Origin of the sequence: Modestobacter versicolor (assembly GCF_014195485.1) — a bacterium.
GTDB classification, from domain to species: domain Bacteria; phylum Actinomycetota; class Actinomycetes; order Mycobacteriales; family Geodermatophilaceae; genus Modestobacter; species Modestobacter versicolor.
In genome coordinates, this window is sequence record NZ_JACIBU010000002.1 from 390,340 (window position 1) to 414,762 (window position 24,423).

Below are 24,423 nucleotides of genomic sequence, written 5' to 3' on the forward strand. Positions count from 1 at the left end.
ATCGTCGCCATCGGGTCGCTGTTCCGACGATCAGTGCACAACGGCCGCGTGTGAAGCCCGCTACCTCTGCGCCGTGAGGATGCGCGGGCCGTCGTCGGTGACCGCGACCGTGTGCTCGACGTGCGCGGCCCGGCTGCCGTCGGCGCTGCGCAGCGTCCAGCCGTCGGCGTCGACCCGGTAGTCGTCGCTGCCGCCGGCGAGGAACCACGGCTCGATCGCGATGACCAGCCCGGCCCGCAGCTTGACCCCGCGACCGGCCCGGCCCTCGTTGGGCACGTGCGGGTCGGCGTGCATGGTGCGGCCGACCCCGTGACCGCCCTGGTCGGTGTTGATGCCGCAGCCACCGGCCCGGCCGACGGCGCTGATCGCGGCGGAGATGTCGCCGACCCGGCCGCCCGGCACCGCGGCGGCGATCCCGGCGTCCAGCGCCCGCTGCGCGGTGTCGACCAGCTGCAGGTCCGCCGGCCGCGGGGTGCCGACCGGGAAGGTGATCGCCGAGTCGCCGACCCAGCCGTCGAGCGTCGCGCCGGCGTCGACGCTGAGCAGGTCGCCGTCCTCCAACGGCTGCATGGTGGGGATGCCGTGCAGCGCGACGTCGTTGACCGACAGGCAGACGACGCCGGGGAACGGCGGGGTGGTGCTGAGTGGCGCGTAGCCGAGGAAGGGCGAGGTGGCGCCGGCCGCGGCCAGCACGTCGCGGGCGACCTCGTCGAGCTCGGTGAGCCGGACGCCGGGGGCAGCGGCCGCCCGGACCGCGGCGAGCATGTCGGCCACCACGGCGCCGGCGGCCCGCATGGCGTCGATCTCGCCGGGGGTGCGCAGTTCGATCACGTGTCCGTCCTTCCGGTATGACAATCCCGGTATTAGTATCACGGTCATGGTGCGACCGCCGCTGACCCCCGCCGAGCGCGACCGTGGCCGGCGGCTGGGGTCGCTGCTGCGCGCGGCCCGCGGGAGCCGGTCCCCCGCCGAGGTCGCCGCCGCCTCCGGGGTGAGCCTGGAGGCGCTGCGCAAGATCGAGTCCGGCCGGGTGCCCACCCCGGCGTTCTTCACCGTCACCGCCCTGGCCCGCGCGCTCGACCTGCCGCTCGACGAGCTGGCCCGCACCCTCGACGACACGAGCACCGCGCTCTCCGCCTGAGCCCGGAGCGACCCACCCAGCCGTGAGCACCGAACCGCGCGTCACCGTCGTCATCGCCACCCGGGACCGGCGGGGGTCGCTGCTGCGCTCGCTGGCGCACCTGGACGGCGGCGCACCGGTGGTCGTGGTCGACAACGCCTCCGCCGACGGCACCGCCGACGCCGTCCGCGCCGCGCACCCCGCCGTCGAGGTGGTCGAGCTGCCCGCCAACACCGGGGCGGTGGCCCGCACCGACGGCGTCCACCGGGCCCGCACCCGCTACGTCGCCTTCGCCGACGACGACTCGTGGTGGGAACCCGGTGCGCTGGGGCGCGCAGCCGACCTGCTCGACGCCCACCCGGACGTCGCGGTCGTGGTCGGCCGGGTCCGGATGGCCGCCGACGGCAGCGAGGACGCCGTCACCCGCAAGCACCGCGCCGAGGTGCTGGGCCGCTCCCCCGCCGGGCCCGACGTGCTCAGCTTCCCGGCCTTCGCGGCCGTGGTCCGCCGCGACGCCCACCTCGCCGTCGGCGGCTTCTCCCCGCTGCTCTTCTTCGGCGGCGAGGAGCACCTGCTCGCCCTCGACCTGGCCGCCGCCGGCTGGCAGCTGGTCTTCGCCGAGGACGTCGTCGCCTGGCACTCCCCCGCCGGCCCAGACCGCCCGACGCCCGCCCGGTGGGCGCTGCAGACCCGCAACGACGTGCTCGTCGACTGGCTCCGCCGGCCGCTGCCGGTGGCGCTCGCGGCGACCGCCCGGCTGGCCCGGCGGGCTGCGACCGACGCCGCCGCCCGGCGGGCGCTGGCAGGGCTGCTGCGCCGGCTCCCGGCCGCGCTGCGCGGCCGACGGCCGGTGCCGGCCGAGGTCGAGCGCCGGTTCGCCCTGGCCCAGCGGCCGCTGGGCTAGTCGACCAGCTGCAGCGCCCCGGTCGGGCAGGACCGGACGGCGGTCTCCACGGCGTCGGCGTCGGTGACCTCGCCGACCTGCAGCACGCCGTCGGCGTCGAGCTCGAACACCCCCGGCGCCTCCATCTCGCAGACCCCGGCGCTCATGCAGACCTCCCGGTCCACCACCACCCGGGTCACCGGGCATCCGCCAGCCGGGCCGGCAGCCGCTTGAGACCGTTGACGAACGAGGACTGCAGCCGGGCCGGCGGTCCGATCACCTCCAGGTCGGGCAGCGCGTCGGCGAAGGCCCGGAAGGCCACGCCGATCTCCCGCCGGGCCAGGTGCGCACCCAGGCAGAAGTGCGGCCCGCGCGAGCCGAAGCCGACGTGGGGGTTGGGGTCGCGGGACAGGTCGAACCGGTGCGGGTCGGCGAAGACGTCGGGGTCGCGGTTGGCGGCGGCGTAGAAGAGCAGGAACTTCGAGCCGGCCGGGAACGAGCGGCCGGAGAGCTCGACGTCCCGGGTCGCCGTCCGGCGCATCCAGGTGATCGGGCTGGTCCAGCGCACCACCTCCTCCACCGCGGTGCGGGTCAGCCCGGGGTCGGCGGCCCAGCGGTCGCGCTCGGCCGGGTGCTCGGACAGCGCCAGCACGCCCTGGGAGATGGCGTTGCGGGTGGTCTCGTTGCCGGCGACCAGCAGCAGGATGAAGAAGGAGGCGATCTCCTGGTTGGTCAGCCGCTCGCCGTCGACCTCGGTGGTGACCAGCGCGGTGGTCAGGTCGTCGGCCGGGTGCGCGTGCCGCTCGGCGGCCAACCGGGCCATCAGCCCGGCCAGCAGCTCGCCGGCCTTGAGGAACGCGGTGACCATGTACTCCTCGTCCTCGACGAGCTCCGGGTCACCGCCGGACAGGATGACGTTGGACTGCTGCAGCACCATCGCCCGGTCGTCCTCGGGGATGCCCATCATGTCGCAGATGACCCGCAGCGGGATCGGCGCGGCGAGGTCGGCGACCACGTCGATCGTGCCGTCGCCGTCCTCGGCGGTGCGCCGGGCGCGGGCCACCACGTCGTCGGCGACCGCCTGCACGTTGCCCACCAGCTTCTCCAGCACCCGCGGGGTGAAGGCCTTGGCCACGATCCGCCGGATCTTGCCGTGCCGGGGGTCGTCCATGCTGATCAGCGAGCCGTAGAACTCGTTGAGGTCGGGCGGCATGTCGGCGATGGAGACCGCCCCGGAACCGGAGGCGAACAGCGCCGGCTGGCAGCTGATCGCCTCGACGTCGGCGTACCGGGTGACGGCGTGGTACCCGGGGCCGACCGGGATGTAGGGCACCACCGGCTCGGCGAAGAAGGCGAACGGGCTCTCCCGGCGCAGCACGTCGAAGACCGCGTGCCGCTGCTCCGGCGGCGCGCCCCAGAACTGCCGGTCGGAGAGGTCGATGGCGTCCAGCGTCGGCGTTGGCACGGGGGCCTCCAGGAGCTGACGGACGGTGTCGGCGGGCTCACGCTAGCCGAGTCGGAACCGCCGTCACAGCCCCCGCCGGGCCGGCCGGTCAGCGCTCCGGACGGGCGTCCCCGAGCTGCTCGACGAACCACTCGCGCGCCCGGGCGTTGCCCTCGGCACCGCGGCGGCGGGCCTCGGCCAGCTCCCCGGTCAGCGTGCCCGACAGGGCGTGCTCGAGCGCCGCGTCCAGCGTGGTCGGGTCGATCTCGCCGGCCCGCAGCACCACCGGCCAGCCCAGCGCCGCGGCCTGCGCGCTGACCTTCGCTCCCCCGGCGATGGCGTCGCAGGCGATGACCGGCACGTCGTGCGCCAGCCCGAGCACGAGCGCGTGCAGCCGCATGCTCACCACCACGTCCGCCCGCCGGATGAGCGCCTCGACCTGCGAGGGGAAGCGCTCGTAGGGCTTGTCGAACAGGTCCATGTCCAGCTCGAACCACGGCATCCCGCGGGTCTTGAGCCAGCCCTCGATGGTGGCCCGCACCTGGTCGGCCTGACTGCGCGGGCCGTACTCCTCCTGCGCCGGGGCGAACGCGACGGCCACCACCGGGACGTCGGGCGTCGTCGTGCCGATGGCCAGGTCGGGCCGGGACAGCCCCGGGGCGTCGCGCTCCCAGACCTGGTGGAACAGCGGGCGGGCGTCGTCCGGGACGATCGAGACGTTCACCGCCCAGCGCTGCGCGTGCGCGAACGCCGCGGTCAGCTCGCGCAGCAGCGGCATGTCCATCAGCGGGCCGCTGACGAACACCAGGTGGGTGTACCCGCTCGCGTCCACGTCCCGCCAGTGCGGCCCGCGGCCCAGGTAGGGCGCCCAGGCGACGTCGTGGTCGATGCCGAGCTCGGTGAGCCAGCCGACGACGACGTCGGCCCCCAGCTCGTCGCCGACGGTGGCGATCACCTCGTCGAAGCTGAACCAACCGGTGACCAGGACGCGCATGAGCCCAGCTTCCCAGGCGGGAACGCCGGGGCTCGCCGAGGGGTTGTCGAGGCGACCGCAGGAACCCAGGAGGACGACGTGAGCACCACCGCACCCGACCCCACCGAGCTGGCCGCCGAGCGGGCCCGGCTCCGCGAGCGGCACCTCTGCCCGGCCGGGGAGCGCCCCGCCTCGACCGCCCGCGGGCTGCACCACACCGCGCTGGTCAGCAGCGACGTCGAGACCACGATCCGCTTCTACCAGGACGTGCTGGGCTTCCCGCTCACCGAGCTGATCGAGAACCGCGACTACCCTGGGTCCTCGCACTTCTTCTTCGACATCGGCAACGGCAACCTGCTGGCGTTCTTCGACTTCCCCGGCCTGGACGTCGGCCCCTACGCCGAGGTGCTCGGCGGGCTGCACCACGTGGCGATCAGCGTCGAGCCGCAACGCTGGGACGCCCTGGTCGAGAAGCTGACCGCGGCCGGCATCGAGCACGTGGTGCACAGCGGCGTCTCGGTCTACTTCCGCGACCCCGACGGCGCCCGGATCGAGCTCATCGCCGACCCGCTGGGCGAGATGTACGGCGAGCACGTCCTGTAGGACGCGCCGCCGCTCAGCGCTCGGTCTGCACCAGGTCCTGGTACTCGGGGTGCCGCTCGATCCAGCCGCGGACGAACGAGCACATCGGGACGACGGTGCCGCCGTGGGCCCGGACGTCGTCCAGGGCGCCGCGCACCAGCGTGCTGCCGAGCCCCGAGTGCTCCTCCGAGCTGTCGACCTCGGTGTGGGTGAACACCACCTGGTCGCCGCGGCGCTGGTAGGCGGCCAGCCCGAGCCGGCGGTCGCCGTCGCGGATCTCGTAGCGGCTGTCCTCGGGCACGTCGATGACGGTCGGCTCCATGCCGGTGCAGAACGGCGGTCGCGGCGGAGCTGTTCCCCCCGCCGCGGCCGCTCAGGGCAGCCGGCGGGCCGCAGGGCCCGAGGTGACGGTGAGGATGCCCGGCTCCGTGAGCCCGCGCTCGTGGCAGGCGGCCACCACGGCCTTGCCGACGGCCGCGGCGTCGGTGGACCGGATGAGCGCGATGGCCGACCCGCCGAACCCGCCGCCGACCATCCGGGCACCCAGCGCACCGGCCTCGCGGGCCGCCTCGACCACGACGTCCAGCTCGACCGCGGACACCTCGAAGTCGTCGCGCAGCGAGGCGTGCGAGCCGTCCAGCAGCGGCCCGATCTCGGCCACCCGGCCGGCCCGGACCAGCTCGACGACGGCGTCCACCCGCTGGTTCTCGGTGACCACGTGCCGGGCCCGGGCCCGCAGCCGCGGGTCGGTCAGCCGCTCGACGTCGGCGGGCGTGGCGTCGCTGAGCCACTCCAGCCCCAGCTCGCGCGCGGCGGCGTCGCAGTCGGCCCGGCGCTTGGCGTACTGCCCGTCGGCCAGGGTGTGCTTCACCCGGGTGTCGATGACCATCAGCTCCAGGCCGGCCTCGGCCAGCCCGAGCTGCACCGGCTCGGTGCGGAAGTCGCGGGTGTGGATGAGCAGGGCCGAGCCCTCCTCCGCCAGCAGCGCGACCGTCTGGTCCATCCCGCCGGTGCCGGCGCCCACGACCTCGTTCTCCGCCCGGATCGCGGCCTGGATGAGCAGGTGCCGCAGCTCCGGGTCGTCGGCCCTGCCGGCGAGCTCGGCGGCGGCCAGCGCCACCGCCGCCTCCAGCGAGGCCGAGCTGGAGAGCCCGGCGCCCAGCGGCACGTCGCTGCTGACGGCCAGGTCCAGGCCGGGCACCTCGATGCCGGCCTGCTGCAGCGACCAGAGGGTGCCGGCGGCGTAGGCGGCCCAGCCGTTGACCTGGCCGGGGCCGAGGTCGGCGAGGGTGCCCTCGAACGGCTCGGCCTCCGGGTCGGTGCTGCTGAGCCGGACGCGGTCGTCGTCGCGCCGGCGCACGGCCGCCGCGGTCACCCGGGTCAGCGCCATCGGCAGGCAGCGGCCGCCGTTGTAGTCGACGTGCTCGCCGATCAGGTTGACCCGGCCGGGGGCGGTCCAGACGCCGTCCGGCTCGGCGCCCCAGGCGTCGCGCAGCTCGGTGACCGCGAGGTCGGCCTGGGTGCGTGCCCCGGTGTCCTGTCCGCTCACGACATCCCCCGTTCGCTCCCGCGGAACGCTCCGCTCCTCGCTCGCTGGCGCTCGCTGCGATGCTCACGCCCCTGTCCGCTCACGAGGCCACCTCCCGCAGCCGGTCGGCGATCCGCTCCGGCGTCGTGTCGTTGATCCAGGCGCCCATGCCCGACTCCGAGCCGGCCAGGTACTTCAGCTTGCCCGGCGCCCGCAGCAGCGAGAACAGCTGCAGGTGCAGCCGGCCCAGCTCGCGGTCCTCGCCGGTCGGCGCCTGGTGCCAGCCGGAGATGTAGGGGACCCGGTCGACGCCGGGGTGGAACCGGTTCACCCGGCGCAGCAGCTCCTGGTAGACCGTCGCCAGCTCGGCCCGCTCGGCGTCGTCCAGCGCGGCCAGGTCGGGCACGTCCCGGTGCGGGGCGAGGTGCACCTCGACCGGCCAGCGCGCGGCCCGGGGCACGTAGGCGGTGAAGTGCTCGCCCTGCAGCACCACCCGGGTGCCCTCGGCCCGCTCGGCGGCGAGCACGTCGGCGAGCAGGTTGCCGCCGGTCACCGCGCGGTGCCGGCGGGCCTGCTCGACCAGCTGCTGGGAGCGCGGCGGCACGACCGGGTAGGCGTACACCTGCCCGTGCGGGTGGCTCAGCGTCACCCCGATCTCCTGGCCGCTGTTCTCGAAGACGAAGACCTCCGCGATCCGGGGGTCGGCCGAGTGCGCCGCGGTGCGGTGCGCCCACGCCTCGACGATGGTGCGCATCCGGGCGGCCGGCAGGTCGGCGACGGCGGCGTCGTGGTCGCTGGAGAACACGACGACGTCGCAGTGCCCGTACGCCGGCAGGTCGGCCGGGCCGAAGGGCGGCGGGGTCGCGTCCGCCGCGGGGCCGACGGTCAGCGGGGCGAAGCTCGGGAACCGGTTGGCGAAGGCCACGACGTCGTAGCCGCTGTCCGGCACCTCGGTCGGCCGCGCCGGGTCGGTCGTCGGGTCCAGCGGGCAGTCGGCCGCGCTGGGCAGGAAGGTGCGGTTCATCCGGTGCCCGGCGATGGTCACCCACTCACCGGTGAGGACGTCGAAGCGCTGCTCGCCGGCGTGCGGCGGCTCGGGCAGCGGCCGGGTGTCCGGCGCCTGGTGCACCGGGCCGTCGGTGGCGACGTCGTCGAAGTAGAACATCGGCCGGCCGTCGGCCATGGTCTGCTCGGTCACCTGCCCCGGCCACCGCTGGGCCTCTCCCGCCGCCCTGGCTACCGCGTCCATGCCCGTCGTCCTCCACGTTCGGTCCGGGTCGTCCGGTCTGCCGACAGAGTCTGCACACACGGACGGAGGGCCCGGTCACCGTGGTGCGGTGACCGGGCCCTCCGGTTGGTAGCGGGGACAGGATTTGAACCTGTGACCTCTGGGTTATGAGCCCAGCGAGCTACCGAGCTGCTCCACCCCGCGTCGCAGGGAGAACGTTACCCCAGGCGCGGGGGCGGGTGCGCACGGGCCCCTACCGGGGCGACCAGGCCCGCGGCTCGGCCGGCTCCGCCGGGAGCTCCTGCAGCGGGAGCTGCCACCAGCCCACGTCGTGCCACCGGCCGGCCTTGAACCCCACCGAGCGGTAGACGCCGACCGGGGTGAAGCCCAGCGCGGTGTGCAGCCCGGCGCTGGCCGGGTTGGGCAGCGCGATCCCGGCGAAGGCGGTGACGTAGCCGAGGTCCCGCAGCACGGGCAGCAGGCGCCCGTACAGCGCCCGGCCGGTGCCCGCGCCCCGCTCCGCGGCGGACAGGTAGACCGAGCAGTCGACCGACCACCGGTAGGCCGCCCGGCTGCGGTGCTGTCCGCCGTAGGCGTAGCCCACGACCCCGCCGTCCCGGCAGGCGACGAACCACGGCAGCCGTGGCTCGGCCGTCATCCGGCGGGCGAACTCCGCGGCGTCCGGCGGGACCGTCTCGAACGAGGCGACCGAGTCGGTGACGTAGGGGCGGTAGACGGCGGCGATCCCGGCGGCGTCGTCGACGTCGGCCGGGCGGATCTCGGCGGGGACGGGCACGGGCGGCAGGTTAGCGACCCGCCGCCCGTGCCCGAGCCCTCACGCCGCCGCCAGCGCCTCGGTCAGCAGCGTCACGAGCGCCTCGAGCTGGACGTCGGCCGAGGGGGTCAGCTCCTCGTCGGAGCCGTCCAGCGCCCGGGCCGCCAGCCCCGCCTTGGTGTCGATCAGCTCGGCGATCCGGGCGTCGATGGTCTGCGCGGCGATGATCCGCCACGCGGTGACCGGTTCGGTCTGCCCGATGCGGTGGCTCCGGTCGATCGCCTGGGTCTGCTCGGCCGCGGTCCAGGACAGCTCGGCGAGCACCAGGTTGGAGGCCACCTGCAGGTTGAGCCCGACGCCGGCCGCGGTCAGCGAGCACACCGCCACCGCGACGTCCGGGTCGTTGGTGAAGGCGTCGATGTTCCGCTGCCGCGCCCCGGGGGTCTGCTCACCGCGGATGGAGGCGAACTTCACCCCCTGCTTGGTGAACGTCTCCTCGGCCGTGTCCATCACGTCGATGTGCTTGGCGAAGAAGACCACCTTGCCGGCGCTGCGAGCCAGCTGCGCTGCGTAGTCGGCGGCCAGCGACGCCTTGGCCTCCCCGATGCGGCGCATCATGCTGAAGACGTTCTCGCCGGCCTTGGTCGACGTCGCGTCCTTGAGCTCCCACCGCGCCACCTGGCGCACCAGGTCGGCGTCGATGCCCTCGACCTCGGTGGCCGACGAGCGGGCGGCCAGCGCGGACTCGTAGCGGGACACCAGCCGCCGGGCGAGGCTGCGCTCCGCCGCCCGGATCGAGCGGCCGGCGGCACCCTCGAGCTCGACCGGCAGGTCGGCGATGCGGCGGGCGGGGATGTCCGACGCCACGTCGACCTTGCGGCGCCGGACGATGCCCTGGTCGATGACGCACTGGCGGGCGGCGGCGTAGAAGCCCGGGTCGGCCGGGGTCAGACCGGCGTCCTCCAGGCACTCCATGAGGCGGCCGAGCGGCTTGCCGTCGTCGATCCAGCCGAGGAACTGCCAGATGGCCCGGAAGTCCTCGATGTCGTTGATCAGCGGCGTGCCGGTGAGCGCCATGAGCAGCGGGCTGGTGCGCCGGGCCCGGATGCGCTCGGAGAGCTCCAGCACGTGCTGCGAGCGCTGCGAGGACCGGTTCTTGATGAAGTGGGCCTCGTCGACGACCATCCCACCGAAGCCGAAGTCGCCGATCCAGCCCACGTGCCGGTCGAGCACCTCGTAGTTGACGACGACGATGTCGGCGAAGGCGTCGATCGTCTCCCCGTCGCCCTGGATCACCGTGGTCCGGCGGTGCGGGGTCCAGCGGGCCGCCTCGCGGGCCCAGTTGGTCTTGACGACGTTCGGCACGACCACCAGCAGCGGGTACGCGCTCGCCGCCTCGGCCGACAGCAGCGCCTGGGCCGTCTTGCCCAGCCCCGGCTCGTCGGCCAGCAGGAACGTGCGGTGGCCGGCGGCGGCCGCGGCGACGAGCTGGCCCTGGTGCTGCATCAGCTCCTGGCCGGCCGGGGTGAAGCGGGTGGTCGGGAAGGGCAGGTCCATGCAGGCCTTGGCGCCGCCGCCGGCGCGCTCGAAGGAGCTCAGCAGCGGCCCGAGCAGCTCCCAGCCGGCCAGCCGGCGCGGGCGGGCCGTGCTGGGCCGGGCGGCGGAGAAGTCGGGGGCGAGGAAGGGGTTGGCCAGCTGCCGGGAGACGACCGACTGCGGCACGACCCGGTGCTCGGGAGCGGCCGGGGCGGCCGCGGGCTGCACCGGCGCGACCTCCTCGGGCGGCGCCTCGTTGCCGACCGCGCGCAGCATGTCCTGCTTGAGCGCCCGGGCGGCGTCGGAGACGACGGCGTCCTCGGCCAGCAGCGCGAGCAGCGCGGGGTCGCGGACGGCGGTCTTGGCCAGGATGGTCGCGATGCCGTCCAGGCGCTTGAGCTGCTCGGTGCGGTGGGTCTCGCTGCTGCTGGCGTCGGCGCGGACCCGGGCGTGCTCCTCGCGCAGCAGCAGGGCCACGACCTGGAACTTGGTGCGGGCCGAGGGCGTCACCGGCCCGCGCTGGGCGGCCGCCTCGACCTCGCGGACGGTGCGGGCGAGCACCGAGATGGTGTCGCCTCGTTCCCGGCCGCGCCGCTGGTCCTTCGGCGCGGTGCGGCGGGTGCCCGTCGCGGGCTGGCCTCGTCGGGCCACGGACTCCTCCTCCTTGACGCGCGGCACGGGTGCCGCGCGGGGTGCCGCACACGGTCGTGCGGTCGGGCCGGTGGACGGCGCGGGACGCGGCCGGGCGGCTGCTCCGCGGCGCGACCCGGCCCCTCCGGGTCTGCGAACGGTCGACGCCCGGGGCCGGACGGCCCGCCGCCCACGCGATCCGCGGCCCGGACGGTGCCGGTGCGATGGTCGCACGAACGGGAACGGCCCTCACAGTGACTGTGAGGGCCGTTCCAGGTGGTAGCGGGGGCAGGATTTGAACCTGCGACCTCTGGGTTATGAGCCCAGCGAGCTACCGAGCTGCTCCACCCCGCGTCGGTAGACCAACCATACCCCACCTCCGCGCGGTGCTGCCGAGGGGGCGGTCACGGACCCGCGGCCGCCCCCTCGGCTCACCCGGTCGGGCTCGCCGGCGCGCTCTGCCCCGACGCGGCCTGGTAGGCCTCGATCGCGGCCTGCAGGTCGGCCTGGGCCCGCCCGATGCCCTCGAAGTCACCGCTGCGCTGGGCCTCCGCCAGGGCGGACAGCGCGTCGTTGATGTCGGTGACGGCGGCGTCCAGCGACGGGCTCTCGCCCGCCCCGCCCTCGTCGGCCGGGGCCTCGGTGCTCGGGCCGGCCGGGTCCGACGGCGGTGTGGTCGTCGGGTCGGGCACCGGCGCCGGAGTGCCGCCGGTCCCGCTGTCGGCCGCCGCGTCCCCGGCCCCGTCGCCGAAGACCTGGTCGAGCGCCTCGGCGAAGGTGTCGCCGTAGCCCACCCGGTCGCCGTAGTTGACCAGCACCTTCTGCAGCAGCGGGAACGAGTTCTCCGCGGTGCCCTGCACGTACAGCGGCTCGACGTACAGCAGGCCGCTGGTGCCGATCGGCAACGTGAGGAGGTTGCCGAACACCGCCTGCGAGCTGGAGCTGTCGAACAGGGTCAGGTCGGGTCTGACCTCGCTGTTGGTGTTGAACGACTGGAACACCTGCCGCGGCCCGCGGAACTGGGTGTTCCCGGGCAGCTGCAGCACCTGCATCTCGCCGTAGGTCTCCGGGTCGCTGGAGACCGAGACGTAGGCCGACAGGTTCTCCCGGTTCAGCGCGTTGAGCGCACTGGTCAGCTGGAAGGTGGAGTTGGGCTCCCCCACCCGCTGGGACAGCACGTAGTACGGCGGCTGGTTGTCGGCGGTGTTCTCCGTCGGGTCGCTGGGGACCTGCCAGAAGTCGTTGGCGTTGTAGAAGTCCGACGGGTTGTCCACGTGGTACTGGGTGAGGACGTCCCGCTGCAGCTTGAACAGGTCCTCCGGGTACCGGAAGTGGCTGCGCAGCTCGTCGCTGATCTCGCTCGCCGGCTCGATGGTGCCCGGGAACGCCTTCATGAACGTCTGCAGGACCGGGTCGTCGTCCTCGAAGGCGTACAGCGTCACCGTGCCGTCGCCGGCGTCGACCGTGGCCTTGACCGAGTTGCGGACGTAGTTGACCTGGTCGTTGGGCAGCGCGGACGTGCCGGCACCGGTCAGGGAGTCGGTGGTCGCCTCGCCCAGGCTCTGCAGCGCGGAGTAGGGGTAGGCGTCCGAGGTCGTGTAGGCGTCGACGATCCAGACCACCCGCCCGTCGACCACGGCCGGGTACGGGTCGCCGTCGACCTGCAGGTACGGCGCGACCTTCTCCACCCGGTCCCGGGGGTCGCGGACGTAGAGCACCTTGGAGTTGTCGTTGACCGCACCGGAGAGCAGGAAGTTCCGCTCGCGGTAGTAGATGGCGTAGGTCAGCTGCCGGAAGAAGCTGCCGATCGACACCCCGCCCTCACCGTCGTAGGTGTTGTTGACCTGGCCCTCGGAACCGCTCTGCGGCCGGTCGAACTCCCGCGGCGAGGCGCCCTCGGGCGCGCCGACCACCGAGTACTCGTCGGTGCCGTTCACGTTGAGCAGCTCGCCGTAGTAGATGCGCGACTGCTCGACGTCGATGTTGCCGCTGGTGGGCAGGTCACCGGTGGTGAAGTTCGGCTCGCCGCCGCCCTCGCCGGAGACGACCTGGTTGGCCGGCGCGGCGACGAAGCCGTTGCCGTGGGTGTAGACGGTGTGCTGGTTGATCCAGTTCGTCTGGTTGCCCGACAGCGCGGAGGAGTCGAGCTCGCGGACGGCGACGACGTAGTCCTGGGTCACGCCGTTCGCGTCGGTGTAGCGGTCGATGTCCAGCGTCTCCGGGAAGCCGTAGACGTTGCGGATCTGCTGCCGGGCCAGGAACGTCGGCTGGAGCACGTTGGGGTCCAGCAGCCGGGCGTTGGAGATGGTGCCGGCGTCCCCGGCCAGGTCGGCCGGGCTGGGGGTGGCGGTGCTCTCGCCCGCGTCGGTGCCGGTGTCGTCGCCGGCCTCGCCCGAGTCGTCGTCCGCGGCGCCGTCGTCACCGGAGTCGGTGCCGTAGTCGACGAACTGGACGTCGGAGAGGTCGTAGGCGTCGCGGGTCGACTGGATCGCCCGCTCGATGTACGCCGCCTCCCGCTGGTCGGCGGAGGGCCGGACGACGAACTGCTGCATGATCGCCGGGAAGGCGACGCCGATGACCAGGCTGGAGAACAGCAGCAGCACGAGCGCGGCGGCCGGGAGCACGGTGTTGCGGAAGAAGATGTTGGCGAAGAACGCGATCGCGCAGATCGCCGCGACGAACACGAGGATGTTCTTCGCCGGCAGCAGCGCGTTGACGTCGGTGTAGGACGCCCCGGTGAAGACGTTGCCCCGGCCGGAGTAGACGGTGCCGTACCGGTCCAGCCAGTAGGCGACCGACTTCAGCGCGAGGAAGACGCCCAGCAGCACCGACAGCTGGACCCGGGCGGCCCCGCTGAGCTTCTGACCCGGGGTCTGCAGCCGCAGGCCGCCGAAGACGTAGTGGGTGAGCAGCGACCCGATCAGCGCGAGCAGCACGATCGCGAAGCCGAAGCCCAGCACCAGCCGGTAGAAGGGGTAGTCGAAGACGAAGAAGGAGATGTCCAGGCCGAACTCGGGGTCGGTCCGGCCGAAGTCCGTGGAGTTGCGGAAGGTCAGCCAGGTCTGCCAGCTGCCCTGCGCGGTGAAGCCGGCGAACAGGCCCAGCACCACCCCGACGGCGGTGAGCACCAGCTTGCGGCGGGGCTCGAGGGACTGGCGGTAGCGCTCGAGGTTCTGCTGCTCCAGCGACATCGGCCGGAACGTGGGGCGGAACCGGTAGGCGAGGTGGATCGCCAGGGCCACGAGCCCGCCGGTGGCCAGCCCGGCCACGGCGAACAGCAGGGCCCGGGTCTGGATCTCGGTCCAGAAGACCTCGGTGTAGTTGGTCTCGTCGAACCAGAGGTAGTCGACGTAGACGTTGGTCAGCGTGCCGACGACGGTGAACAGCACGAGCAGCACGGCGACGACGCCGATGACCAGCTTGGCGCGCCGGGACAGCGTCGGCACCGGCACGGGGGGCCGCATGGCCACGGTCGGTCTCCTGTCTTTCCTTCGACCTACGAGGTGGCCGGCCCGGTGAACCGGCCACGTGAGCACGACCGCGGGGGCTCGGACACCCCCGGAGACGGAGGGGCCGGACCACGGGTCCGTTCCCTCAACTGTTCCCGGCGGCGGCGGGTTCCCGGCCGTGCCACAAGCAGACCACGGCTCGCTGACAGGGAGGTCAGCAGGAGGCCGGGGTCCTCCCGGCACGCAGGTCCGCGAGCGCGGTCAGCGCGTCGTCGAGCGTCGCGACCCGGGCCATCGGCAGCCCCGGCTGGGGGTTCTGCGACGCCTCGGCGCAGTTGTCGGCGGGCACCAGGAAGAGCTCCGCGCCGATCTCCCGGGCGGCGACCATCTTCAGCGGGATGCCGCCGATCGGGCCGACCGCACCCTCGGCGTCGATGGTGCCGGTGCCGGCGACGACGGCGCCCTCGGTCAGGTCGGTGTCGCCGACGAGGTCGATGATGCCCAGGGTCAGCATGAGGCCGGCCGACGGGCCGCCGACGTCGTCGACCTCGATGTCCACGTCGAACGGGGCGTACGGCGTCTGCAGCACCAGCACCCCGAGCGCGGACCCGCCGCCCTGCGCCGCGGCGCCGGTGGTCACGGTGCCCGAGCCCGGCTGGCCCCGCCGGGTGTAGGTGACCGGCACCGTCGACCCGGCCGGGACCCCGGCGAGTGCGGCGGTCAGCGCGTCCTGGTCCGGCGTCGGGACGCCGTTGACCGACTCGATCGCGTCGCCGGCCGCCAGCTGCCCCTCCGAGGGCGAGTCGTCGGTGAGGTCCTGGACCACGACCCGCTCCGGGTACCCGAGCTCGGCCAGCGCCGCACCGCGGGCGGACTGCTCGGAGGTGAGGAAGGCCTCCCGGTTCTGCTGCTGGGTCTCCTCCACCGACTGGTCGGAGGGGTACACCTGCTCGCGCGGGACGACGGTGACCTCGCTGTCGAACCAGCCCTGCACCGCCCCGACCAGGGTCAGCGGCCGCTGCGGGATGCCCACCGTGGTCAGGTTCAGGTTGCCCGAGGTGTCGTTGGGCTCGCGCCCGGAGACCGAGATGATCGGGGTGCCGTCGATGTCGCCCAGCGTGTTGTAGGTCGGCCCGGGCACCTGCGCGACGTAGGGCACCGGCAGCAGCGCGCCGAGCACGCCGAAGAGCACCAGCAGCACCGTCCCGGTGACCAGGACGGTGGTCCGACGACTCACGACTCCTCCTCGCGGGGTCGGCCCCCCGCGACCGGCCGCCCGGCGTCGGCGGCTGGAGATCGGCGGCGGGTGGCCGCGACGGGCGCACCCGTCGAACGGCGAGCGTAGGTGACCCACCCGTGGAACTCCCTGGCACCGGGTTCGCCGAGGGCGGACGCGTCCTGCCCGGACCGGCCGCTCAGCGGGCGGTCAGCGGGGTCGCGCGCGTCTACGGTGGGTGCATGAGCGATCTTCCCTTCGGCTTCGGGCTCCCCGACCGCGACCCCGAGAAGCGGGGCGAGCCCGGGCAGGGCGGCGGGCCCGCCGGCAACGACCCGTTCGGCCTCGGCGCGCTGTTCGGGTCGATGGGCGGGGTGGGCCCCGGCGGCGGTGACCCGGCCGACCTGCTGGGCAAGATGCCGCTGTTCGCCGAGCTGCAGAAGCTGATGAGCTGGTCGGGCGGTCCGGTCAACTGGGACCTCGCCCGGCAGGGCGCGATCAGCCAGCTCGCGCCGGGCCACCAGCCGACGTCGGCCGCCGAGCAGGCCGCCGTCTCCGAGGCGCTGCGGCTGGCCGACCTGTGGCTGGACCAGGTCACCGAGCTGCCCTCGGGCATCGACCGCGGCCTGGCGTGGTCGCGGGTGGAGTGGGTCGAGCAGACGCTGCCCGCCTGGACCGCGCTGATCGACCCGCTGGCCGAGCGGGTGGTCGCCGCGATGACCAGCGCGCTGCCCGCCGAGGCCGCCCAGGTGGCCGGGCCGCTGGCCGGGATCATGAGCCAGATGGGCGGCGTGATGTTCGGCGCCCAGGTCGGCCAGGCGCTGGCCAAGCTCGCCGACGAGGTCACCACCAGCACCGACGTCGGCCTGCCCCTGGGGCCCAAGGGCGCCGGCGTGCTCGTGCCGCAGAACGTGACCGCCTTCGGCGAGGGCCTGGACCGCCCCGAGGACGAGGTCCGGCTGTTCCTCGCCCTGCGCGAGGCCGCCCACCAGCGCCTGTTCGCGCACGTGCCGTGGCTGCGCCAGCAGCTGACCGACGCCGTGCACGCCTACGCCCGCGGCATCCACGTCGACCGCGAGGCGATCCAGCGCGGCCTCGACGAGGCGATGGGCGGCATGGAGGGCGGGCTGGACCCCAACGACCCGGAGAGCATCCAGCGGTTGCTGGGCAGCGGGGTCCTGGAGCCCGAGGAGACCCCCGAGCAGCAGATGGCGCTGCGCCGGCTGGAGACCCTGCTGGCCCTGGTCGAGGGCTGGGTGGACAGCGTGGTGTCGGCCGCGGCCGGTGAGCGCCTGCCGGGCCACTCCGCGCTGGCCGAGACGATGCGCCGCCGCCGCGCCTCCGGTGGGCCGGCCGAGCAGACCTTCGCCACGCTGGTCGGCCTGGAGCTGCGCCCGCGCCGGCTGCGCGACGCCAGCACGGTGTGGGGCGCGATGGCCCAGCAGCACGGTGCCGCCGAGCGCGACCGGCTCTGGTCGCACCCGGACCTGCTGCCGACCTCCGAGGACCTCGACGAGCCGCTGGACTTCGTCGCACGCCAGGGCGCGGCGGACGCGTTCGGCGAGCTCACCGACGGCATGGACGGCACCCCGGACGGCGACGAGCCCACACCTCAGGGCTGAGCGAGGGCCCCTTCCTCCCCGCCACGCGCTGCGCTCGCGGGTGGAAGGGGCCGCTAGGCGAGGGTGCCGGGCTCCAGCTCGTCGTCGTCGGCCTGCCCGGCCTCGCCGCGGCCGTGCTCGACGCCCTCGAGGAAGCCCAGCGCCCGCTCGGCGCGCGGGTAGGCGTGCACCAGCGACCAGAAGTGCGCGTTGTGCGTCGGCTCCAGCAGGTGCGCGAGCTCGTGCACCAGCACGTAGTCGACGACGAACTCGGGCATGCCGCGCAGCCGGCCGGACAGCCGGATGGTCCGGTCCGCCGGGGTGCACGAGCCCCAGCGGCGGTTCTGGTTCTCCACCCACCGGACGCTGGCGGGCACCGCCTGGCCGTCGAGGTGGGCGGCCGACAGCTCCCGGGCGCGGGCCATCAGGTCGTCGTCCGAGGCGAGGGTGCGCTTGCGGCGCTCCTCGCGGGTCTGCAGCTTGGCGACCATCTGGTCGACCCAGCGGCGCTCCTCGGCGGCGCTGAAGGCGGCCGGGATGAGCACGACCGTGCGACCGTGCTCGCGGTAGGCGGTCACGGTGCGGCGGCGCCGGGCGCTGCGCCGCACCTCCACGTCCGCGGCCCGGCCCACGGCCGTGCGCACGGCGGGGACGGCGGTCGCCGCGGCCGGCGTCCGGCGGTCAGGTCGGTTCTCCACACACGCACGGTAACCGGCGGCACCGGCCCCGCCCAGCGTGGGGACACCCGGACGTGGAGAGGTGCACACGGAGGGTGGACACCGGGCTCACCCGCGTCCCCCGAACGGTGGAACGACTTTCTCCGCTCCACAGCCTCGGGACGACGTCCGTGCAGGTGAGCGGGCCGATCCGACCGTCGCGGCGGCGGTTCCCACCGGCCGTTCCCCCGGCGGTGCACAGCGACACCCCGAGCGGTCCCCACCGTGTCCACAGTGTCGTCCACAGGCTGTGGGAGACCGGCGTTGACGGTGCCCCGGGCGGACCCTAACGTCGCTGGCGACGAGACCCCTGGGCGCCACGCCGGTCTGCAAGGGGAAGGCAGACCGGGGTGACCCCGGGGGTCTCGTGTCGTCCGGGGCCCCTGCTCCGCCCCGCCTGTGGACGACGGATCCCGGGCGCGCCGGGCGCTGGCACCCTGCCAACGGTGACCGAGAGCCCCCACCCGCTGCTGCCCGCCGCCACCCCGGTGCTCCGCCTCGGCGCCGAGCTGCTGCAGGTCGGGGGCGTCGACGGCCGCCCGGGGCTGCGGGTCTCCCCCGCCGGCGCCGACCTCGCCGCGCTGCTCCGCCGGCTGGACGGGCGGCGCAGCCAGCGGGCCGTGCGCAGCGACGCGGTCGCCGGCGGGCTCCCGGCCGAGGTCGTCGACGACCTGCTCGACGGGCTGCGGGCGGCCGGGCTGCTGCACGACCTGGCCGCCGCCGACCTGCTGGCCACCGACCCGGGACCGGCGGCCGCCGCCCGCGCGGCGGCCGAGCTGCCCGCGGCCGTGCCCGGTGCGGCGGCCGGTGGCCGGTGGCGGGCCCGCCGGCAGAGCGCCGTGGTCGTCGAGGGGGCCAACCGGGTGGGCACCCCGCTGGCCGCGGTGCTGGCCGCCAGCGGGGTGGGCCGGGTGCACGTCCGCGACCGCGGGCCCACCCGCGCCGGCGACGCGGTGGTCGGGGGCGCGACCGCCGCCGACGAGGGGCGCCCCCGGGGGCTGGTGGCGGCCGACGCCGTCCGGCGGGCCAGCCCGCTGACCGACCTGCGGCCGCTGCCCGACGGGCAGCCGCCGGACCTGGTCGTGCTGTGCCGGCCCTGGGCCGCCGTCGACCCGCTGTCCGCGGCGTGGCAGCGGGCAGGCACCCCGCACCTGGTCGCGACGGTCCGGGAGGAGACCGGGGTCGTCGGCCCGCTCGTCGTCCCCGGCGAGACCAGCTGCCTGCGCTGCGCCGAGGCCTGGCGCCGGGACGACGACCCGGCCTGGCCGCGCCTGGCCGCCCAGCTCGCCGCCGGCGACCCGGCACCCGCCGGTGCGACGATCACCTGCCTGTTCACCGCGCTGACCGCGGCGGTCCAGGTGCTCGCCCACCTGGACGGCGAGGATGCCCCGGTGACCGTCGACGCCGCCCTGGAACTGCGCCCGCCGACCTTCCTGCCGCGGCTGCGGCGGTGGCCCGCGCACCCCGGGTGCGGCTGCACCGGGGCGGCTCGGCGCGCCGCCGACCGGAACAGGGGACAATGGGCTGGTGAGTGACACCGGACGGGACATCCCGCGGGGGGCGGTGTCCCGAACGGCACGGCTGGCAGCTCTCCCGCTGGGCGCCGCCGGGCGGGCCACCCTGGGCATCGGCAAGAAGCTGTCCGGGCGCCCGGCCGAGGAGGTCGACGCCGAGCTGCAGCAGCGCACCGCCGAGCAGCTGTTCGCCGTCCTCGGCCAGCTCAAGGGCGGGGCGATGAAGCTGGGCCAGCAGCTGTCCATCTTCGAGGCCGCCGTGCCCGAGGAGGTGGCCGGCCCGTACCGCGAGGCGCTGGTCAAGCTGCAGGAGGCGGCGCCCCCGATGCCGGTGCGCACCGTGCACGCGGTGCTCGCCCAGCAGCTCGGCGGCCGGTGGCGCGAGCGCTTCCGCGACTTCGACGACACCCCGGCGGCCGCCGCGAGCATCGGCCAGGTGCACCGGGCGACCTGGCGGGACGGCCGGGACGTCGCGGTCAAGATCCAGTACCCCGGTGCGGGCACGGCGCTGATGGCCGACCTCAACCAGCTCGCCCGGTTCGCCCGGCTGTTCGCCACGCTGTTCCCCGGCATGGAGGTCAAGCCGCTCATCGCCGAGCTGAAGGCCCGGGCCGAGGAGGAGCTGGACTACGGGCTGGAGGCCGACGCCCAGCGGGGGTTCGCCGCGGCCTACGCCGACGACGAGCAGATCGTCGTCCCGCGGGTGGTGGCCAGCGCGCCCAAGGTGATCGTCTCCGAGTGGCTCGAGGGCACCCCGCTGTCGCGGATCATCGCCGACGGCACCAAGGCGCAGCGCGACCGCGCCGGCTTCCTGATGGCCGAGCTGCACTTCTCCGGCCCGCAGCGCGCCGGGCTGCTGCACGCCGACCCGCACCCGGGCAACTTCCGGCTGCTCCCCGACGGCCGGCTGGGGGTCATCGACTTCGGCGCCACGGCCCGGCTGCCCGACGGGCACCCCGAGCCGATCGGCCGGCTGGTGCGCTGGGCGCTGGAGGGCCGCGCAGAGGACGTGCTGGCCGACCTGCGGGTCGAGGGCTTCGTGCGGCCGTCGGTCGAGGTCGACGCGCAGGGGGTGCTGGACTTCCTGCTGCCGTTCCTCGCGCCGGTGGCCGCGCCGTCCTTCCAGTTCACCCGCGCCTGGATGCAGGAGCAGGCCGGCCGGATCGGCGACCCGCGCAGCGACGCCAGCCGGCTGGGCCGGCAGCTCAACCTGCCGCCGGCCTACCTGCTCATCCACCGGGTGACGATCGGGTCGATCGGCGTGCTGTGCCAGCTGGACGCCGAGGCGCCCTACCGCGGTGTCTGCGAGGAGTGGCTGCCCGGCTTCGCCGGCTGAGCCACGCCGACGCGAGCCGAGCCCGGACGCGGGCTGCATCCGGGCTCGGCCGGGTGGTGCGGTCGGGGGCCTGCGGTCACCACCGTCACCAGACGGCGGAGTTGGCCCGGGCGGCGCGCTGCGACGCCCTGGCGGCCCGGCGGTTCCAGCGCCGGGCCGTGGCCAGCCGGCGGGCCCGGGAGGCCCGGTCCGCCTCGGCGATCCGCTGGTCCATGTAGCTGCGGGCCAGGTCCTGGTCGATCAGGTACATCTCGTGTCCTCGGGGTGTGACGGCGCCGCGCGGCGCCGGGTGGACGTGCATCGGGTGACGGGGCGCCCGGTCGAGGGGCGCCGCAGTGCTGCTGGGCGGGTGCTCCGGTGGTGGTCGCTCACGCAGCGGCCTCCGTCCGGACCTTCCGGGGCCGGCCACGGGGCCGCTTGCGGGCGATGACGACCCCCCGGTCGAAGATCTCCCCGCCCCAGACGCCCCAGGGCTCGGCCCGGTCGAGCGCACCGGCCAGGCAGGCCGCCCGGACGGGGCACTCGGCGCACAGGCTCTTGGCCTGCTCGAGCAGGGCCGGGCTCTCGGCGAACCACAGCTCGGGGTCCTGGACCCGGCAGGGCAGCGCCCGCCGGTTCCCGGCCGGTCGCGCACCCGCCGGCCCGTCGGTGGACACGTGCGTGCGGTCGAACCCGAGCCGGTGATGGGACGGCGCTGGGTCGATCGTGGTCTGCACGGCCGCTCCTCCTCTTCCTTCGTCTCTGCGGCCGGACGGCGGTGGCCCCGCCGACCGGTGGTCGGTGTGGGGGTCCGCGGCTCAGGTCGCAGAAACGACTGAGGCCGCGGTTCCCGGTGTTCCGGGTTCCGCGGCCTCGAGGAGGACCAGCTGACGGTGCTAGCTCAGATGGTCTTCCGGGGGCAGGTCACCCGGGGTGCTGCTGGTGTGCTCGGCGGTGGGGGCGCCGACGACGGCGAACTCCCGCTGAGCGGTCGTGACGGACGGACGGGCGGCGGCGGTGAACGCGCCGGTGGCGGTGCCGGTGGTGCCGGCGGCGGCGATCAGGCCGCGGAGACGGACGGCGGTGGCGGACCCGGCGACGGGCAGACCGGTGGCGGTCCACGGGGCAACGGAGCCCGGCATCAGGACGGCCGAGCACAGCCCGACGGCCGGCGGGGTCGCGTCGCCTGCGCCGGTGTAGATGGGATCGGTGCCGATCACGGGGCCCCTCCTTCCGGGGTCCGGGGCCCGGCCTGTCGGCCGGTCCCGCTGCGGTCTGGTGCTCGTGCGGTGCGGTGCTGCGGTGCGTCCTGGATCACTCCCAGGTGCTGCAGCGAAGGCTAGGGGACCCCGCGGAGACGGGTCAAACGAATTAACCGAGATTCCCCAGAAAGGTCGTACTGGCTGGTAGGAGGCCTACTCCGCCGACAGCGCGGCCAGCACGTCGGCGCCGTAGAGCTCCAGCTTCCGGGCGCCGATCCCGGGCAGCGCGGAGAGCTCCCGGACGCTCGACGGCCGGGTCTCGGCGATCGCCTGCAGGGTGGCGTCGGTGAAGACCACGTAGGCCGGCACCGAGGCCTCCTGCGCGGTGCTGCTCCGCCAGGCCCGCAGCTTCTCGAACAGCTCCCCGGCCTCGCCCTCGAGCACGACCTTCGGGCGCTTGGCCGGGCGCCGCGGGGCGACCGCGGCGTCGGGGGCGAGCCCGTCGAGGAAGCGGCTGCGCGGCCGGGACCGCCGGCCCCCGGGGTTGCGCGCCAGCGACCAGGACAGGGTGAGCTGCTCGCGGGCCCGGGTGACGGCGACGTAGAGCAGCCGGCGCTCCTCCTCCACGGCCTCCGGGCGCGACTGGGACTGGGCGATCGGCACGACGCCGTCGACCAGGCCGACGACGAACACGGCGTCCCACTCCAGGCCCTTGGCCGCGTGCATCGAGGCGAGCGTCACCCCCTGGACGGTGGGCGCGTGCTGGGCGTTGGCCCGCTCGGCCAGGTGCGCCACGAAGCCGGCCAGGTCCAGCGTGGGCTGCTCGGCCACCAGGTCGACGGCGAGGTCGACGAGCGCGGCCAGGGACTGCCAGCGGTCGCGCGCGGTGCCGCCCGGCGGCGGCCGGTGCTCGACCCAGCCGGTGGAGGCCAGCACGTCGCGGACCGCGGGCACCAGGGCGCCGGGCTCGTTGCCGCCGGCGGCAGCCCCGCGCAGCAGCAGCACCGCCTCGCGGATCTCCGGCCGCTCGAAGAACCGCTCGCCGCCCTTGAGCACGTACGGGACGCCGACGTCGGCCAGCGCGGACTCGTAGACCTGGGACTGCGCGTTGATCCGGAACAGCACGGCGATCTCGCTGGCCGGCAGACCGGAGTCGATCAGCTCGCGGCACGCCCTGGCCACCGCGGCCGCCTCGGCCGGCTCGTCGGGGTGCTCGACGAAGCGCGGCGCGGGGCCCTCGGCCCGCTGGCCCAGCAGCCGCAGGCCGGGCAGGCCCTTGCGCGGCGGCGCCTGCCCGATCAGCTTGTTCGCCAGGCCGACCACCTGCGGGGTGGAGCGGTAGTCGCGCTCGAGCTTGACCACCTCGGCGTCGCCGTAGCGGTCGGCGAAGCCCAGCAGGTACTCGGGGTCGGCGCCGGTGAAGGAGTAGATGGTCTGGTTGGGGTCACCGACGACGCACACCTCGGCGCGGCCACCCAGCCAGGCGTCCAGCAGCCGCTGCTGCAGCGGGTTGACGTCCTGGTACTCGTCGACGACGAAGTGCCGGTACTGCGCGCGCACCTCGCGGGCGACGTCGGGGTGCTCCTCGATCGCGTAGGCGGTGACCAGCAGCAGGTCCTCGAAGTCCAGCGAGCCGTCGCGGCTCTTGGCCTCCTCGTAGCTGCGGTAGACCGCGGCCACCGCGGCGGCGTCGAAGGGCAGGTCGCGGCCGGCGGCGACGGCCCGGGCCGGGTAGTCCTCCGGCGTCGCCAGGGTGGTCTTGGCCCACTCGATCTCGCTGGCCAGGTCGCGGAGGCTGGTGCGGTCGGTGGTCAGCCGGTTGCGCGTGGCGGCACCGGCGACCACCCGCAGCTTGTTCTCGATCAGCTCGGGCATCGGGCCGCCGAGCACCCGGGGCGCGAAGTAGCGCAGCTGGCGCATCGCCGCGGCGTGGAAGGTGCGCGCCTGGACCCCGCCCACCCCGAGCGCGGAGAGCCGGCCGCGCAGCTCCCCCGCCGCCCGGGCGGTGAAGGTCACGGCGAGGACCTGCTCGGGCACGTACTCCCCGACGTGGACGCCGTAGGCGATCCGGTGGGTGATCGTGCGGGTCTTGCCGGTGCCCGCACCGGCGAGGATGCAGACCGGCCCGCGCACCGCCTCCGCCGCGGCCCGCTGCTGCTCGTCCAGCCCGGAGAGCACCGCCTCCGCGCCCGCCGTCCCGCCGGCTCCCTGCACCTGATCGACCCGCGGCATCCCCACGACGAGCAGTCTCCCAGCCGGCACCGACAGGCGGGGGAAGGATCCCCAGGAGCCCGGCGTTGCGCTCGCCGCAGACCCCGACGCACCGGCTCCCCCTCCCCGGGTGGCCCGCGCGGGGACAGACGAGGGAGGATCCACCCGATGAGCGCTCCGACCGCCGCAGTGACGATGTACACCACCAACTGGTGTGGCTACTGCATGCGCCTGAAGAAGGTCATGCAGCGCGAGGGCATCGACTTCGCCGAGGTGAACATCGAGGTCGACGAGAGCGCGGCCGACCTGGTCATGAAGGCCAACGGTGGGAACCGCACCGTCCCCACCCTGGTGTTCGCCGACGGGAGCGCCCTGACCAACCCGAGCATCGACCAGGTGAAGGCCCAGCTCGCGCAGCTCCCCGGCGCGTGATCCCGGGTCCGCGGCCCCCGGCGGGCGATGATCGTCCCCCGGGGAGCTGCGGCTGCTCTCCCTGCGAC

The 24,423-nt window shown here is 74.8% G+C and carries 23 protein-coding genes and 2 tRNA genes; 7 read left to right on the forward strand and 18 right to left on the reverse strand.

The annotated features are described in order from the left end of the window. Positions 1 to 60: 60 nt before the first annotated feature. Entirely contained in the window at positions 61 to 831 is a 771-nt protein-coding gene (map, locus tag FHX36_RS21850; protein WP_110554005.1) for a type I methionyl aminopeptidase, read from the reverse strand. Positions 832 to 877: 46 nt separating this feature from the next. On the opposite strand from map, the gene FHX36_RS21855 reads away from it, so the two are divergent. Both FHX36_RS21855 and FHX36_RS21860 read left to right on the forward strand, forming a co-directional pair. Next, entirely contained in the window at positions 878 to 1,141 is a 264-nt protein-coding gene (locus FHX36_RS21855) for a helix-turn-helix domain-containing protein (RefSeq protein WP_110554006.1), read from the forward strand. 22 nt (positions 1,142 to 1,163) lie between these two features. Then, positions 1,164 to 2,024, forward strand: a complete 861-nt coding sequence (locus tag FHX36_RS21860; RefSeq protein ID WP_183514367.1) for a glycosyltransferase — start codon at positions 1,164 to 1,166, stop codon at positions 2,022 to 2,024. Here the strand turns inward: FHX36_RS21860 and FHX36_RS21865 are convergent. The 3 genes from FHX36_RS21865 to FHX36_RS21875 all read right to left on the reverse strand — a co-directional run bounded on the left by FHX36_RS21865 (position 2,021) and on the right by FHX36_RS21875 (position 4,441). Continuing rightward, positions 2,021 to 2,203 (reverse strand): ferredoxin, encoded by a 183-nt coding sequence (locus FHX36_RS21865; RefSeq protein WP_110554054.1) that lies wholly within the window; start codon positions 2,201 to 2,203, stop codon positions 2,021 to 2,023. The genes FHX36_RS21860 and FHX36_RS21865 overlap by 4 nt on opposite strands. Next, the gene (locus FHX36_RS21870) at positions 2,200 to 3,468 is read right to left on the reverse strand and encodes a cytochrome P450 (RefSeq protein ID WP_110554053.1); all 1,269 of its coding nucleotides are present in this window, start codon (positions 3,466 to 3,468) and stop codon (positions 2,200 to 2,202) included. The genes FHX36_RS21865 and FHX36_RS21870 overlap by 4 nt, the downstream gene beginning before the upstream one ends. 88 nt (positions 3,469 to 3,556) lie before the next feature. Continuing rightward, entirely contained in the window at positions 3,557 to 4,441 is an 885-nt protein-coding gene (locus tag FHX36_RS21875) for a polysaccharide pyruvyl transferase family protein (protein WP_110554052.1), read from the reverse strand. A gap of 78 nt (positions 4,442 to 4,519) precedes the next feature. Between FHX36_RS21875 and FHX36_RS21880 the strand changes: the two genes are divergently transcribed. After that, positions 4,520 to 5,023, forward strand: coding sequence for a VOC family protein (locus FHX36_RS21880; protein WP_110554051.1), 504 nt, complete (start codon positions 4,520 to 4,522; stop codon positions 5,021 to 5,023). A 13-nt stretch (positions 5,024 to 5,036) separates the two neighbouring features. On the opposite strand, the gene FHX36_RS21885 is transcribed toward FHX36_RS21880, so the two are convergent. From FHX36_RS21885 to FHX36_RS21925, 9 genes are all read right to left on the reverse strand, one after another. Further along, positions 5,037 to 5,324: a GNAT family N-acetyltransferase gene (locus FHX36_RS21885; RefSeq protein WP_110554050.1), complete on the reverse strand. Its 288-nt coding sequence runs from the start codon at positions 5,322 to 5,324 to the stop codon at positions 5,037 to 5,039. Positions 5,325 to 5,375: 51 nt separating this feature from the next. Continuing rightward, complete coding sequence (gene galK, locus FHX36_RS21890) at positions 5,376 to 6,551, reverse strand: galactokinase (protein ID WP_221204034.1); 1,176 nt, start codon at positions 6,549 to 6,551, stop codon at positions 5,376 to 5,378. 79 nt (positions 6,552 to 6,630) lie between these two features. Beyond that, the gene (gene galT / locus FHX36_RS21895) at positions 6,631 to 7,728 is read right to left on the reverse strand and encodes a galactose-1-phosphate uridylyltransferase (protein ID WP_258372754.1); all 1,098 of its coding nucleotides are present in this window, start codon (positions 7,726 to 7,728) and stop codon (positions 6,631 to 6,633) included. A gap of 157 nt (positions 7,729 to 7,885) precedes the next feature. Next, positions 7,886 to 7,962, reverse strand: a tRNA-Met gene (locus FHX36_RS21900). A gap of 49 nt (positions 7,963 to 8,011) precedes the next feature. Next, complete coding sequence (locus FHX36_RS21905; protein WP_258372753.1) at positions 8,012 to 8,554, reverse strand: arsinothricin resistance N-acetyltransferase ArsN1 family B; 543 nt, start codon at positions 8,552 to 8,554, stop codon at positions 8,012 to 8,014. A 39-nt stretch (positions 8,555 to 8,593) separates the two neighbouring features. Further along, positions 8,594 to 10,720 carry a DEAD/DEAH box helicase gene (locus tag FHX36_RS21910; RefSeq protein WP_110552427.1) on the reverse strand — a complete coding sequence of 709 codons (2,127 nt, stop codon included), beginning with the start codon at positions 10,718 to 10,720 and terminating at the stop codon, positions 8,594 to 8,596. Between the two features lie 256 nt (positions 10,721 to 10,976). Further along, positions 10,977 to 11,053, reverse strand: a tRNA-Met gene (locus FHX36_RS21915). Between the two features lie 77 nt (positions 11,054 to 11,130). Continuing rightward, the gene (locus FHX36_RS21920) at positions 11,131 to 14,163 is read right to left on the reverse strand and encodes a UPF0182 family membrane protein (RefSeq protein WP_221204147.1); all 3,033 of its coding nucleotides are present in this window, start codon (positions 14,161 to 14,163) and stop codon (positions 11,131 to 11,133) included. Between the two features lie 199 nt (positions 14,164 to 14,362). Further along, positions 14,363 to 15,385, reverse strand: coding sequence for a YlbL family protein (locus tag FHX36_RS21925; RefSeq protein WP_110552423.1), 1,023 nt, complete (start codon positions 15,383 to 15,385; stop codon positions 14,363 to 14,365). A 221-nt stretch (positions 15,386 to 15,606) separates the two neighbouring features. On the opposite strand from FHX36_RS21925, the gene FHX36_RS21930 reads away from it, so the two are divergent. Continuing rightward, on the forward strand, positions 15,607 to 16,986 hold the full coding sequence (locus tag FHX36_RS21930) for a zinc-dependent metalloprotease (RefSeq protein ID WP_110552422.1): 1,380 nt from the start codon (positions 15,607 to 15,609) through the stop codon (positions 16,984 to 16,986). Positions 16,987 to 17,039: 53 nt separating this feature from the next. Here FHX36_RS21930 and FHX36_RS21935 read toward each other — a convergent pair whose 3' ends face one another. Continuing rightward, positions 17,040 to 17,663: a M48 metallopeptidase family protein gene (locus FHX36_RS21935; RefSeq protein WP_110552421.1), complete on the reverse strand. Its 624-nt coding sequence runs from the start codon at positions 17,661 to 17,663 to the stop codon at positions 17,040 to 17,042. Positions 17,664 to 18,127: 464 nt separating this feature from the next. Here FHX36_RS21935 and FHX36_RS21940 point away from each other — a divergent pair, with 464 nt between their 5' ends. Then, positions 18,128 to 19,216 carry a ThiF family adenylyltransferase gene (locus FHX36_RS21940; RefSeq protein WP_183514369.1) on the forward strand — a complete coding sequence of 363 codons (1,089 nt, stop codon included), beginning with the start codon at positions 18,128 to 18,130 and terminating at the stop codon, positions 19,214 to 19,216. Next, positions 19,209 to 20,531, forward strand: a complete 1,323-nt coding sequence (locus FHX36_RS21945; RefSeq protein WP_110553648.1) for an ABC1 kinase family protein — start codon at positions 19,209 to 19,211, stop codon at positions 20,529 to 20,531. Before FHX36_RS21940 ends, FHX36_RS21945 begins: the two co-directional genes overlap by 8 nt. Before the next feature lie 85 nt (positions 20,532 to 20,616). Here FHX36_RS21945 and FHX36_RS21950 read toward each other — a convergent pair whose 3' ends face one another. From FHX36_RS21950 to FHX36_RS21965, 4 genes are all read right to left on the reverse strand, one after another. After that, positions 20,617 to 20,781, reverse strand: coding sequence for a hypothetical protein (locus FHX36_RS21950; RefSeq protein WP_181428892.1), 165 nt, complete (start codon positions 20,779 to 20,781; stop codon positions 20,617 to 20,619). 118 nt (positions 20,782 to 20,899) lie between these two features. Continuing rightward, complete coding sequence (locus FHX36_RS21955; protein ID WP_425487831.1) at positions 20,900 to 21,247, reverse strand: WhiB family transcriptional regulator; 348 nt, start codon at positions 21,245 to 21,247, stop codon at positions 20,900 to 20,902. 159 nt (positions 21,248 to 21,406) lie between these two features. Next, complete coding sequence (locus FHX36_RS21960) at positions 21,407 to 21,730, reverse strand: hypothetical protein (RefSeq protein ID WP_110553649.1); 324 nt, start codon at positions 21,728 to 21,730, stop codon at positions 21,407 to 21,409. A 195-nt stretch (positions 21,731 to 21,925) separates the two neighbouring features. Then, the gene (locus FHX36_RS21965) at positions 21,926 to 23,944 is read right to left on the reverse strand and encodes an ATP-dependent DNA helicase UvrD2 (RefSeq protein WP_110553651.1); all 2,019 of its coding nucleotides are present in this window, start codon (positions 23,942 to 23,944) and stop codon (positions 21,926 to 21,928) included. A 147-nt stretch (positions 23,945 to 24,091) separates the two neighbouring features. Between FHX36_RS21965 and FHX36_RS21970 the strand changes: the two genes are divergently transcribed. Continuing rightward, complete coding sequence (locus FHX36_RS21970) at positions 24,092 to 24,355, forward strand: mycoredoxin (protein ID WP_110553652.1); 264 nt, start codon at positions 24,092 to 24,094, stop codon at positions 24,353 to 24,355. Positions 24,356 to 24,423 lie beyond the last annotated feature (68 nt).